This window comes from Streptomyces sp. NPDC040545 (assembly GCF_055595065.1).
In genome coordinates, this window is record NZ_JBVIWA010000039.1 from 15,122 (window position 1) to 27,542 (window position 12,421).

The 12,421-nt window shown below is 72.6% G+C and carries 13 protein-coding genes; 9 read left to right on the forward strand and 4 right to left on the reverse strand.

The window, feature by feature from the left end; all coding sequences use genetic code 11:
- Positions 1-3: 3 nt before the first annotated feature.
- Positions 4-2,580 (forward strand): bifunctional FO biosynthesis protein CofGH, encoded by a 2,577-nt coding sequence (locus tag ACZ573_RS37660; protein WP_471313270.1) that lies wholly within the window; start codon positions 4-6, stop codon positions 2,578-2,580.
- 86 nt (positions 2,581-2,666) lie between these two features.
- On the opposite strand, the gene ACZ573_RS37665 is transcribed toward ACZ573_RS37660, so the two are convergent.
- Positions 2,667-3,731, reverse strand: a complete 1,065-nt coding sequence (locus tag ACZ573_RS37665; protein WP_471313272.1) for a tyrosine-protein phosphatase — start codon at positions 3,729-3,731, stop codon at positions 2,667-2,669.
- A 642-nt stretch (positions 3,732-4,373) separates the two neighbouring features.
- Between ACZ573_RS37665 and ACZ573_RS37670 the strand changes: the two genes are divergently transcribed.
- The 3 genes from ACZ573_RS37670 to ACZ573_RS37680 all read left to right on the forward strand — a co-directional run bounded on the left by ACZ573_RS37670 (position 4,374) and on the right by ACZ573_RS37680 (position 7,083).
- Entirely contained in the window at positions 4,374-5,495 is a 1,122-nt protein-coding gene (locus tag ACZ573_RS37670) for an ADP-ribosylglycohydrolase family protein (RefSeq protein WP_471313298.1), read from the forward strand.
- 89 nt (positions 5,496-5,584) lie between these two features.
- The gene (locus ACZ573_RS37675) at positions 5,585-6,445 is read left to right on the forward strand and encodes a TIGR03619 family F420-dependent LLM class oxidoreductase (protein WP_471313274.1); all 861 of its coding nucleotides are present in this window, start codon (positions 5,585-5,587) and stop codon (positions 6,443-6,445) included.
- Positions 6,446-6,522: 77 nt separating this feature from the next.
- Complete coding sequence (locus tag ACZ573_RS37680; protein WP_471313277.1) at positions 6,523-7,083, forward strand: hypothetical protein; 561 nt, start codon at positions 6,523-6,525, stop codon at positions 7,081-7,083.
- A 233-nt stretch (positions 7,084-7,316) separates the two neighbouring features.
- Here the strand turns inward: ACZ573_RS37680 and ACZ573_RS37685 are convergent, their stop codons facing one another.
- Entirely contained in the window at positions 7,317-7,757 is a 441-nt protein-coding gene (locus tag ACZ573_RS37685) for an ATP-binding protein (protein WP_471313279.1), read from the reverse strand.
- A gap of 127 nt (positions 7,758-7,884) precedes the next feature.
- Between ACZ573_RS37685 and ACZ573_RS37690 the strand changes: the two genes are divergently transcribed.
- The 4 genes from ACZ573_RS37690 (at position 7,885) to ACZ573_RS37705 (ending at position 9,871) form a co-directional block, all read left to right on the forward strand.
- Positions 7,885-8,721, forward strand: a complete 837-nt coding sequence (locus ACZ573_RS37690; RefSeq protein WP_471313282.1) for a helix-turn-helix domain-containing protein — start codon at positions 7,885-7,887, stop codon at positions 8,719-8,721.
- A complete protein-coding gene (locus tag ACZ573_RS37695) occupies positions 8,718-8,966 on the forward strand; it encodes a DUF397 domain-containing protein (RefSeq protein WP_471313284.1) in 249 nt (82 codons plus the stop codon). Before ACZ573_RS37690 ends, ACZ573_RS37695 begins: the two co-directional genes overlap by 4 nt.
- A gap of 131 nt (positions 8,967-9,097) precedes the next feature.
- Positions 9,098-9,340: a hypothetical protein gene (locus tag ACZ573_RS37700; RefSeq protein WP_471313287.1), complete on the forward strand. Its 243-nt coding sequence runs from the start codon at positions 9,098-9,100 to the stop codon at positions 9,338-9,340.
- Between the two features lie 114 nt (positions 9,341-9,454).
- Positions 9,455-9,871, forward strand: coding sequence for a VOC family protein (locus ACZ573_RS37705; RefSeq protein ID WP_471313289.1), 417 nt, complete (start codon positions 9,455-9,457; stop codon positions 9,869-9,871).
- Here the strand turns inward: ACZ573_RS37705 and ACZ573_RS37710 are convergent.
- On the reverse strand, positions 9,850-10,983 hold the full coding sequence (locus ACZ573_RS37710; RefSeq protein ID WP_471313292.1) for an alkene reductase: 1,134 nt from the start codon (positions 10,981-10,983) through the stop codon (positions 9,850-9,852). The two genes, ACZ573_RS37705 and ACZ573_RS37710, sit on opposite strands and share 22 nt — an antisense overlap.
- Before the next feature lie 53 nt (positions 10,984-11,036).
- On the opposite strand from ACZ573_RS37710, the gene ACZ573_RS37715 reads away from it, so the two are divergent.
- Positions 11,037-11,402 (forward strand): MerR family transcriptional regulator, encoded by a 366-nt coding sequence (locus ACZ573_RS37715; protein WP_471313299.1) that lies wholly within the window; start codon positions 11,037-11,039, stop codon positions 11,400-11,402.
- 13 nt (positions 11,403-11,415) lie between these two features.
- Here the strand turns inward: ACZ573_RS37715 and ACZ573_RS37720 are convergent, their stop codons facing one another.
- Positions 11,416-12,162: a GbsR/MarR family transcriptional regulator gene (locus tag ACZ573_RS37720; RefSeq protein WP_471313294.1), complete on the reverse strand. Its 747-nt coding sequence runs from the start codon at positions 12,160-12,162 to the stop codon at positions 11,416-11,418.
- Positions 12,163-12,421 lie beyond the last annotated feature (259 nt).

Here is a 12,421-nt window from a genome sequence, read left to right on the forward strand (position 1 = left end):
CCCATGACCACTCCGAGTGACGCTCCGACCGAAAACGCGATGCGCCGCGCGCTCCGGCGGGCCCGCGACGGCGTCGCGCTCGACGCGACCGAGGCGGCCGTACTCCTCCAGGCGCGCGGCGAGGACTTGAGGGACCTCGCCGCCTCCGCCGCACGGGTGAGGGACGCCGGGCTCGCCGCCGCCGGGCGCCCCGGTGTCATCACCTACTCCCGCAAGGTCTTCATCCCTCTCACCCGCCTCTGCCGCGACAGGTGCCACTACTGCACCTTCGTCACCGTCCCCGGAAAGCTGCGCAAGAGCGGCCACGGGATGTACCTCTCCCCCGACGAGGTCCTCGACATCGCCCGCCAGGGCGCGGCGATGGGCTGCAAGGAAGCGCTCTTCACCCTCGGCGACCGACCCGAGGACCGCTGGCCCGAGGCCCGTGAGTGGCTCGACGCGCACGGCTACGACGACACCCTCGCCTACGTACGCGCCATGGCGATCCGGGTCCTGGAGGAGACCGGCCTGCTGCCGCACCTCAACCCCGGCGTCCTGTCCTGGTCCGACCTCCAGCGGCTCAAGCCGGTCGCGCCCAGCATGGGCATGATGCTGGAGACCACGGCCACCCGCCTGTGGTCCGAGCCGGGCGGCCCCCACCACGGCTCCCCCGACAAGGACCCGGCCGTGCGGCTGCGGGTGCTGGAGGACGCGGGCCGCTCCAACGTCCCCTTCACCACCGGCGTCCTCATCGGCATCGGCGAGTCCTACGAGGAGCGGGCGGACGCCTTCTTCGAGCTCCGGCGGATCCAGCGCAGCTACCACGGCATCCAGGAGGTCATCGTCCAGAACTTCCGCGCCAAGCCGGACACCGCCATGCGCGGCATGCCGGACGCGGAGCTGGAGGAGCTGGCCGCCGCCATCGCCGTCGCCCGGCACATCCTGGGCCCGAGCGCACGCATCCAGGCCCCGCCGAACCTGGTGGACGCCGAGTACGCGCTGCTCATCGGCGCGGGCATCGACGACTGGGGCGGGGTCTCCCCGCTGACCCCCGACCACGTCAACCCCGAACGTCCCTGGCCGCACATCGAGGAGCTGGCCGGGCGGACCGCCGCCGCCGGCTTCGAGCTGCGCGAACGCCTCACCATCTACCCGGAGTTCCTGCAGCGCGGCGAGCCCTGGCTGGACCCCCGGCTGCTGCCGCACGTACGGGCGCTGGCCGATCCGGGGAGCGGGCTGGCCGACGAGAGCGCGCCCGTCGAGGGCCGGCCGTGGCAGGAGCCGGACGAGGGCTTCACGGCGTACGGGCGCACCGACCTGCACGCCACCATCGACACCGAGGGCCGCACCGGCGACCGCCGCGACGACTTCGACGAGGTGTACGGCGACTGGGAGGCGCTGCGCGAGGCGGCCGCGCCCGGGATGGTGGCCGAGCGCATCGACACCGACGTACGGGGCGCCCTCGCGCAGGCCGCCGACGATCCGACGAAGCTGAGCGACGCGCAGGCGCTGGCGCTGCTCCACGCGGACGGCCCGGCCCTGGACGCACTGTGCCGCATCGCCGACGACCTGCGCAGGTCGGTCGTGGGCGACGAGGTCACCTACATCGTCACGCGGAACATCAACTTCACCAACGTCTGCTACACCGGCTGCCGCTTCTGCGCCTTCGCCCAGCGCCGCACGGACGCCGACGCCTACACCCTCTCCCTCGACCAGGTCGCCGACCGGGCCGCCCAGGCCTGGGACGTGGGCGCGGTCGAGGTGTGCATGCAGGGCGGCATCCACCCGGACCTGCCCGGGACGGCCTACTTCGACATCGCGCGCGCGGTGAAGCAGCGGGTCCCCGGCATGCACGTGCACGCCTTCTCGCCGATGGAGGTGGTCAACGGGGCGACCCGCACGGGGATGTCCGTACAGGACTGGCTGACGGCGGCCAAGGAGGCGGGCCTGGATTCGATCCCGGGTACGGCGGCGGAGATCCTGGACGACGAGGTCCGCTGGGTACTGACCAAGGGCAAGCTGCCGACGGCGGACTGGATCGACGTCATCACCACCGCGCACGAGCTCGGGATCCGCTCCTCGTCCACGATGATGTACGGGCACGTGGACCAGCCCCGGCACTGGCTCGGCCACTTCCGCACGCTGTCGCGCATCCAACAGCAGACCGGTGGTTTCACGGAGTTCGTCACGCTCCCCTTCATCCACACCAACGCGCCCGTGTACCTGGCGGGCATCGCGCGGCCGGGTCCGACGGTCCGCGACAACCGCGCGGTGACGGCGATGGCCCGGATCCTGCTGCACCCGCACATCCCCAACATCCAGACGAGTTGGGTGAAGCTGGGGGCGGACGGCGCGGCCGAGATGCTCCGGTCCGGGGCGAACGACCTGGGCGGGACGCTGATGGAGGAGACCATCTCGCGCATGGCCGGGTCGAGTTACGGCTCGTACAAGTCGGTGCAGGACCTGATCGCCGTGGCCGAGGCGGCCGGGCGGCCCGCGAAGGCCCGTACGACGCTGTACGGGGAGGTGCCGCAGGAGCGGCAGGAGGCGGCCCGCGCCTCGGACGGGCACCTGCCCGAGCTGCTCCCCGTACTGGACTGAGTGCCGGGGCAGTGCCACGGAAGGGGATCCCGGCCACCCGGCCGGGATCCCCTTACCTCCTCTTACCTCCTCGGCGCAGAGCCGGATCAGCCGACCAGGAGGTCCTTCTTCAGCTCCTTCAGCTCGCGGGCGTCGATGCCGAGCCCGTCCTTGAGGTAGCGGCCGAAGGAGCCGTACTTCGCGTCGACCTCGTCGTAGCCCGCGTTCAGGTACTCCGGGCGCACGTCGAGCAGCGGCTTGTAGACGGCGGCCTGCTGGGCGGGCAGGTGGGAGAGGATCGCGTCGTTGGCGGCCTTGCGGTAGTCGTTGCTGGCCAGGTAGTCGGCCTCGACGGTCTCGCGGGGCACCCCGAGGGCGGTCAGCAGGGCGGCGCCCGCCCAGCCGGTGCGGTCCTTGCCGGCCGTGCAGTGGAAGAGGACGGAGCGGCTGCGGTCGCGCTCGATGCCTTCGAAGACCTGGGTGTACGCCTTCTTGCCGCCGGCGCCGGAGACCATCGCCCGCTCCGCGTCGACCATGGCCTTGACGGCCTCGTCGGGGGTGCGGGGCATCGTCCGGAAGGAGCCGGAGCCCGCGAAGACGTCGGCGACGACGTAGGTGGCGCCCGTGGGCACCTTGTCGGCGTCCTTGGTGCGCTCGTCCTCCATGCGGAGGTCGAAGACCGTCCTGACGCGCAGGCGCTGGAGCTTGGCCAGGTCGTTCTCGGTCAGCTTGTCGAGGGCGTCGGAGCGGTAGATCTCGCCCATCTTGACCCACTGGCCGGTGCTGGTGCGGTAGCCGCCGGCGTCGCGGAAGTTGGCGGTGCCGTCCAGTTTGATCAGGCGGTCGGCGAGGCGCAGGCCCTGGCCGCGGCCGGGCTTGAAGTCGAACCACTGGCGGTCGGCGGCGGGCAGGCCCGTGACCACGGCGCTGCCCTGGGGCCCGCCCTTCGCGACGACCTTGCCGTTCGCCTTGATCTCGACCCGGTCGGTGCCGCGGGCCTTCCACCGGAGGGTGAAGGAGCCGTCGGCTCCGGCGGTGACGGTGGCTTCGGTGAACGGGACGGCGGACCGGTCGTGCCGGTCCTGGCCGGTGGCGGAGGCGAGCGGGGCCGCGACCAGGGAGGCGGCGAGTGCGGAGGCGACGACGGTCGCGGCGAGGAGAGCCTTCTTCATGGCTCCGAGGCTGGGCGGCTGCGGAGAACGTCCGATGAACGAGGTGTGACCGAAAACGACCGGCTCGAAGGCGGCTGGCAAAACGTGCCACCTGCCGAGTCGCGGCCGGAAGTGTTCAGATTCTGGCCGATCTACGCTCACTTACGCGCCCTGTGGCCGACCGCTTCCGGATTCGATCGATCCTGTCCACTACAGTGCGGGTTCGCGTGCGCGGCGGGTACGGGTAGGGGTGCCGGGCATCGACTGGACTGGTCAGCGGGGGGCGCGGTGCCGGGGATGGACGCAGTGAACGCTACGAACGACACGGGCCCCGCGACGGGCCCCGGCCCGCTCCCGGGCGGCCACGGCCCGGCCGGTCACGGCCCGGGCGACAACCCGGCCGCCGGCGCTCCCGCCATCTCCCTGCACGCCCCCGCCCCCACCGGCCCGGCAGGAACCCCCGGCCCGGCAGGCGCCACCGCCCCCGCCGGCGGCCCGGGCATGAGCCCGGCGGGCGCCGGCCCGGCCGCGTCCGCGCACGGCCCCGGCGGCGCCGGCCCGGGGGGCGGCGCCGGCCACGCGGCCCCCGTTCCCGCTCCCGCCCCCGGCCGCGGCGGCGCGGGACCCGCCCCCGCCGGGGCGAACCGTACGCTCGGCCGCGGCATCTCCACCGGCCTCTGGGGCCGCGTCGAGCAGCAGGACTTCCGCAGCCGCGTCCGCGGCACCCTCCTCGGCTCCGCCCTCGGCGACGCCCTCGGCGCACCCGCCGCCGGCCTCTCCCTCGCCGCCCTCCGCGAGACCCACGGCCCGGACGGCCTGACCGGACCCGCCCCCGCCCTCGGGCGCCGCGGCCGGGTCACCGCCGCCACCCAGCTCACCCTCTTCACCGTGGACGGGCTGATACGGGCCCACGTACGCCGCGACACCGGCGCCTGGCACCCGCCCACCGACCTCCACCGCGCGTACCTGCGCTGGGCCGCCACCCAGCACGACTGGGGCCCCGACGAGCGCCGCAAGGACAACGGCTGGCTCGCGCGGGAGGAATGGCTCTACGCCCGCCGCGCCCCGCACCGCGCCTGCCTGACCGGCTTCGCCGACGACGTCCTCGGCACCCTCGACCAGCCGAAGAACCCCGCCGCCCGTGACGCGGCCGCCGCCTGCCGTTCGGCGCCCTTCGGGCTGCTGGTCGGCTGGGAGCCCGCCCTCGTCCTCCAGCTGTCCGTCGAATGCGCCGCGCAGAGCCACGGCCACCCCACCGCCACCCTCTCCGCCGGAGCCGTGGCCGTCATCGTCCACGGTCTGATCCGCGGCGACTCCCTCGACTCCGCCGTCCAGCGCGCCCTCGGCCTGCTCGGCGCCCGCCCCGGGCACCAGCCCGTCACGGACGCCCTCCAGCGAGCCCTGGCCGCCGTCACCCAGGGCTCGCCCGGCCCCGAGGCCGTCGCCGCCCTCGCCCCCGACGAGGCGGAAGACGGGACCGACGCCACCGACGCCCTCGCCGCCGCCGTCTACTGCGCCCTGGTCGCCGAGGAAGTCGCGCAGGGCCTGCGCCTCGCCGTCAACCACGGCGGCGACTCCATCGCCGCCGGCGCCCTGTGCGGGGCCCTGCTCGGCGCCCTGCACGGCGAGACGGCCCTCCCGGCCGCCTGGCTCGCCGAGCTCGAAGGCCGCGCCGCGCTGCTGGAACTCGCCGACGACTTCGCCCTGGAGATGACCCAGGGCCCGAGCCTGCACAGCCCCACCGCCTCCGCCCCGGGCTGGCTGGCCCGCTACCCGCGCGGCTGAACCGCGACTCCGCCGCCTGACGCCCCCTCAACATTCGTCGGCCCAGCCCGTACCGTGGCGGGTCCCACGTCTCGGAGGTGCCAGAACACATGCGGATCGCCACGACCATCTTCCTCACCGACCGCACCATCTCGCCCGTCCGGCTGGCCCACAGCCTCGAAGAGCGCGGCTTCTCCGGCCTCTACCTCCCGGAGCACACCCACATCCCGGTCAGCCGCGAGACCGCAGCCCCCATGGGCGGGGACCTCCCCGAGATGTACGGGCGCACCCTCGACCCCTTCGTCGCCCTCGGCCAGGCCGCCGCCGTCACCGAACGGCTCCACCTCGGCACCGGCATCACCCTGGTCGCCCAGCACGACCCGATCGGCCTCGCCAAGCAGGCCGCCACCCTGGACCACCTCTCCCACGGCCGTTTCACCCTCGGCATCGGCTACGGCTGGAACGTCGAGGAGGCCGCCGACCACGGCGTCGAGTGGCGCACCCGCCGCGACCTGGTCCGCGACCGGATGGCGCTGATGCGCGCCCTGTGGTCCCCCGAGCCCACCGCGTACGTCGGCCAGTACTGCTCCGTCCAGGCCAGCGCCGCCTACCCGAAGCCCGTCCAGGCCCCGCGCGAACTCGGCCCCGGCGTGCCCCTGTACGGCCCGCGCACCCTGATCGGCGGCGCGGCCGGCCCCAAGCTCTTCGCCGCCATCGCCGACCATGCCGACGGCTGGCTCCCCATCGGCGGCGGCGGCCTCGGCGAGTCCCTCCCGGTGCTGCGCCAGATCTGGGAGACGGCCGGGCGCGACCCGAAGGCCCTGCGCGTGGTCCCGTACGCCGTCCGGCCCACGCCCGGCAAGATGAGCCACTACGCCGACCTCGGCATCGAGGAGGTCGTCCTGCAGCTCCCCTCGGCCGCGAAGCCGGAAGTCCTGCGCACCCTGGACGAGTTCGCCCAGTACCTCTGACGGGGCCGGGGGCCGGGGGGCCGGCCGGTCCCGAGAACCCGTCGACGGTGCGCCACCGCCCTGCCGATCATGACGCCATGACGAACCGAGGGGCGGACGGCGTGGACCGGGACATCGAGGACCAGTGGACGGCACTCCCGGCGGGCATCCGCACCCAGACCGACGGATACGTCCTCCAGGACGGCCTCATGCAGGCGATCAAGCTGGTGTGGGAGGCCGGCCTCGTCCGGGGCACCGGCCTGCGGGAGGCCCAGGAGATCGTCCACCTGCGCTACGTGCACTTCGGCGACCGGGTGGCCCGCACCCCCGACGATCCGCTCGACCTGGACTCGCTCGCCGCCCTCGGCGGCGGCCGCCACCCGCGCGGGCACCGCCCTGGCCGCCCGCCTCGGCGTGCCGTTCCACTTCGCCAGCCCGGACACCCCGGACGACGAGGCGCCCCGCTGGCGCCCCTGAACGGCGGCCCGGCCGCTCAGGGCGCCGCGAGCCCGGGCATCCGGCGTAGCCCCAGCGGCGCGTCCGCCGGGTCAGCAGCCGGTCCCCGTCCAGGAGCCGGTAGTCGACCTCATGGGTGCGGCGGCCCTGCTCGTCGTAGACCCAGAGGCCCACATGGTGCTCCTGCCAGGAGACGTGCCTGACCTCGAGCGGAGCCTCCCGGCCGGGTGTCCGGTACTCGGCGACGTACGGCAGGCCGGCCGCGTCCCGCTCCCGCGCCGCCTCGGCGGACAGCGGCCGCCACGGCGTACGGGTCGCCAGGTCCCAGCCCTCCGCGTACCCCAACTCGACGACCATCCCCGCCACTGCCCGCTCTCACCCGTTCCTGCACCTGATCGCAAGGTAGCGGCCACCACCGACAGCGCCGCGGGGGCGGCTACGGCCGCACCCCCGCGCGGTGCGTCAGCTCGGCCCAGACCGTCTTGCCGATCAGCCGGTCCATGACCCCCCAGTCGGCGGCGACGGCGTCGACGATGCGCAGGCCGTAGCCGGATTCGGCCTGGTAGGCGTGCGGCCGCACGGCGGGGCGGCGGTCGCGGCGGGCGTCGGAGACCTCGATGCGCAGGACCCCCTCCAGCAGGGTCATCCGCAGCTCGAAGTCCCGCCCGGGCACGCGCCCGTGGACGACGGCGTTGGCGGCGAGCTCGGCCACGAGGAGCCCGGCGTCGGCGGAGAGCGCGGTGGACTCCGGGATGCCCCAGCCGTGGAGTTCGACGAGGGCCAGCTGGCGGGCGAGGCGGGCCCCGCGCCGGGTGCAGCTGAAACGCTGAGTGAACATGCGTACGAGGGTCCGGGCGGGGCCGGAAGGTGCGGTCATGGCACCAACATCCCGCCTGGCCAGGGTCGTTCGACACCAAGCGGACTCGTACAAACCAACTGTACGAGTTCACTCCCTGGACAGTGCGAGTCACGGTGCGTGAACATTTCTCGCGGAGGTGACCGCCATGGTGAGTGCCGACGACAGCGGTGACGGCGAGGTCGAACCGGATGACAACCTGCGCAGCTTCGGCGAGACGGTCAAGGCCTCCCGCAAGCGCGCCGGGCTGACCCAGGAGCAACTGGCCCCGCTGGTCGGGTACTCGGTCCAGTACGTCGGCTCGGTGGAACAGGGCCGCCGCCACCCCTCGCAGAAGTTCGTCAACAAGACCGACGCGGCGCTGAACGCGCACGGCGTGATCATCATCGCGGCGCGGCAGTTGTCGCGGAGGCGGGGCCTGGCGACCTGGTTCCGGCGGTGGGCGGAGCTGGAGGCGGTGGCCGTCACCCTCAACACGTACGAGTGCCGGTCGGTCCCAGGGCTTCTCCAGCCGGAGTCCTACGCCCGTGCCCTCATCGAGAACGTCCCGCCCCTGGCGACCACCGAGGAGGCCGACGCCCGGGTGGCGGTGCGGATGGCACGCCAGAAACTGCTGTACCGGATCCCGTACATCCTGTTCAGCTTCGTCATCGAGCAGTCGCTGATCGAGCGGCAGACGGGCGGCCCGGAGGTCACGCGGGAGCTGATCGACCGGCTGCTGGATTGCGGGGAGCTCCCCAACGTCGACATCCAGATCATGCCGACGGTCAGCCCGCAACACGCAGGCACCGACGGCCCCTTCCGCCTCCTGGAAACCGATGAGCACGAGTGGTTGGGGTACACAGAGGGACAGCAGTCGGGACAGGTGATCACCGACCCGAAAGACATCAGCCTGCTCCACCAGCGGTATGCCAAACTTCGCATCCAGGCCCTCAATCCCGCGGACAGCGCGGGCCTGTTGATGCGATTGCGAGGATCCCTGTGAACAGCTCCCCGTTGCGGTGGTTCAAGAGCAGTTACAGCAGCGGCGACGGCGACGACTGCGTCGAGGTCGCCCTCTCCTGGCACAAGTCCACGTACAGCGGCAGTCAGGGCGACGACTGCGTCGAGGTCGCCGCCTGCGCGGACGTCGTCCACGTCCGGGACTCCAAGGTGACGGCCGGTCCCGAGCTGGCCGTCGCGGCCGCGAGCTGGGGGGCCTTCCTGGCCGGGGTCACGGCGGGCTCCTGACGCGGCACGCCCGAATGACAGAGGGTGACCGCCATTGGGGTGAAACACCGTTTCCCGTGAACTCTCCGTGATGTTGAGCCGGTCGCGTGCCGTCTGTCCGGCGCGTCGAACGAACTTCTTAGGAGAGTGTCATGCGTATTCGCTCTGCCCTGACGGCGTCCGTCCTGGCTGCCGGCATCCTGCTGGGCGGCGCCGGCGCGGCCCTGGCCAACGACGGCGTCGACATCGATTACTTCTCCGGCGGCCACAAGGCCTTCGCGTCCAACTGCTCCTCCTTCGCCGGCATCCCGGCGAAGATCGGCCCCCTGTACGCCGACAACTGCGCGGCCGAGGGCGAGAAGGAGTGGGTCAAGGCGGCCCACCTGGGCGCCTGACGCCCGGCACACGTCGGCCGGGGCCCGCCACACGGGACCCCCGGCCGGCGGGTCGGCCGTGCGGCAGGTAGCCGAACCACCCCTGCCCCGGCGGGATTTCGTACGCTGGCGGGCATGATCAATTCACATACTCATGTCCGCGTCGCCCGGCCCTCCCTCGACCTGGCGGCCGCCGAGAGGTTCTACGTCGACGGGCTGGGGCTGCAGGTGCAGTGGCGGAGCGCCGAGAGCGTGGCCGGGGAGCACGACCTGCTGATGGTCGGACCGGCCGGGGGCGGCTGGCACTTCGAACTCACCCGTGACGACTCGAACCCGATCCTGCCCGCGCCCACCGTCGACGACCTGTTCGTGGTCTATCTCGGCGAGGCCCCCGACGAGGCCCTCGTCCAGCGCCTGGTCGAGCACGGCGGAACCCGTGTCGCCGCCCACAACCCGTACTGGGACGAGTGGGGGGTCACGGTCGCCGACCCCGACGGCTACCGGCTGGTGCTCTGCTCCCGCACCTGGGGTCAGGCTGCCGTCTCCGCGTAGGCCGTCCGCGCGAGGACGGGGTAGTCGGTGTAGCCCTCCGCGCCCTGTACGTGCATCAGGAACTCCGGGCGGATCTCGTTGAGCGGCGCGCCCGTGCGCAGTCGCTCGACGAAGTCGGGGTTGGCGAGGAAGCCCCGGCCCAGTGCCACGAGATCGGCGCCCTCGGCCAGGAGGCGTTCACCGCGCCGCTTGCCGCCGTCGGCCGCGACCTCCTCGCGGGAGAGTGCCGGGTTGGCGATCAGGGTGCCGGACCATTCCCGGCGGATCTGCGCGAAGGCGGGGCGGTCGGGGTCGGCGTGGACCTGGTGCAGGTAGACCGGCGCCGGCTCGGCCAGGGCTTTGACCAGGGCCGGGTAGATCTCCTCGGTGTCGCCCTCCTCGATCCCGTTGACGTTCACTCCGGGCGAGATGCGTACGCCGACCCGCTCCGGCCCGATGGCCTCGGCGACGGCCCGGACCACCTCGACGGTGAACCGGATGCGGTTCTCGACGGAGCCGCCCCACTCGTCGGTACGGCGATTGGTGTTGCGCGCGAGGAACTGGTGCAGCAGGTGGCCGTTAGCGGAGTGCACCTCCACCCCGGCGAAGCCCGCCTCGACGGCGCTGCGGGCCGCGTTCGCGAAGTCGGCCACCGTGGACCGGATGTCTTCGGCGGTCATCGCGCGCGGTACGACGCCGTCCCGGAGGCCGCCGGGGGTGTGCAGCTGCTCGGGGAACGGCACCGCGGACGGGGCGAGCGGGACCTGCCCGCTGGTCTCGGGGTGGCCGACCCGGCCGCCGTGCTGGAGCTGGAGGAACATCTCACCGCCGCCGACGGCCCGCACGGCCCCGGTGACCCGGCGCCAGCCGGCGATCTGCTCCGGGGTGTGGATGCCGGGGATGTGCGGGTAGGTCTGCCCGGCGGCGTTCGGGGTGCTGGCCTCGGCGATGATCAGGCCGGCCGAGGCGCGCTGCGCGTAGTACGTGGCCATGAGTTCACCGGGGACGCCGTCGGCCCCGGCGCGGTTGCGGGTCAGCGGGGCCATCACCAGGCGGCTGGGCAGTTCCAGGCCGCCGAGGCGGGCGGATTCGAAGAGGCGGGAGGCGGCGGGACCGTGCTGTGTCTGCGTCATGCCGGTACCGTAAAAGCTGACACTTGTGTCAGGTTCAAGAGCTGGGGTGGGGCATGCGGATCGGTGAACTGGCAGCGCGCACCGGGGTCGGTGAGCGTTCGCTGCGCTACTACGAGCAGCAGGGCCTGCTCGCTTCGGACCGGACGCCCGGCGGTCACCGGGAATTCCCCGAGCGGGCGGTCGACCGGGTCATCCGGATCCAGGAGCTGTACGCGGCCGGCCTGCACAGCGCGAAGATCGCGCAGATCCTGCCCTGCATGCGGGACGAGGACGGCGGCCCGTCGGTGCGCGCCACCCCGGCGCTGGTGGCCGAACTGGCCACGGAACGGGAGCGGATCGACCGGATGATCGGCGATCTGATCCGCTCCCGCGAGGTGCTGGACGAGGTGATCGAGGCCGCGGCGGGCCGCACGGCCTGATCGCCACGGCCCTCTAAGGAGTGTCGCCCGGGGGCGTCGCCGGGGGCGTGCCCGGCTTCGTGTGGAGGACCTCGCGCGCCTGTTCCGCGGCGCGGGTGATGCCTTCGGAGACGAAGTCCATGAAGCGGGCGATGTTCTCCAGGCGGTTGGCGGCCGGGGTGTCGGGTCCGAGGATGCTGACGCCCTGGCGCGCGGTTTCTATGATCTGGGCGTTGGCGCGGGCGCTGGCGATCGTCGCCTGGTACCAGACGTCGTCGTCGACGAAGTAGCGCTCGCGGCGGCGTTCGTCGCGTTCCCTGCGGACGAGGCCCTGGCCCTCCAGGAACGTGATCGCCTTGGAGATGGACGCCGGGCTGACCTGGAGGCGCTGGACGAGTTCGGACGCGGTGAGGCTGCCCGTGTCCGTGATGTAGAGGCAGGACATCACCCGGGCCATCATCTTGGGCGTACCCGCCTGGATGAGGACGTCGGTGAACACGTCCTCGAACTCGCGCACCGCCTCGGGATCGCGCCCGTGGGCCTGCGGGATCGCCTCCGGTCCCCGGGGTGCGGCCTGGCTGCGCCGCTGCGCGCGGCGTTCGGTGGCGCGATGGGCCAGGTCGGCCCGGTAGGCGTTGGGTCCGCCGTTGCGCATCACCTCGCGCGAGATCGTCGAGGTCGGACGGTCGAGACGCCTGGCGATCTCCGCGTAGGCGAGGTCGTCGGCCAGTCCCAGCGCGATCTGCTGGCGTTCCTGCTGATTGAGCCTGCCTCCCGGCATCGCGGTCTCCTTCGTGGTCCGTGGTGTCCCCCACTATAGCGTTCACTTCCATTTCATTGCAACGAATTGGATGCGGCGTGTTGCGTTAAGCACGAAACCATTGCAATGAAATCTTCACTCTGACCTGCATAGATATATTTTCAGCGCAACGAGTCCGTTGCCAAAACATCGAACGCAACGTAGCTTTTCGTTCATCAGAAACCGCGGGGCGCACAGGGCGCAGCCGCTGATGAAGGAGAAGCACCGTGCAGAAGTTCGC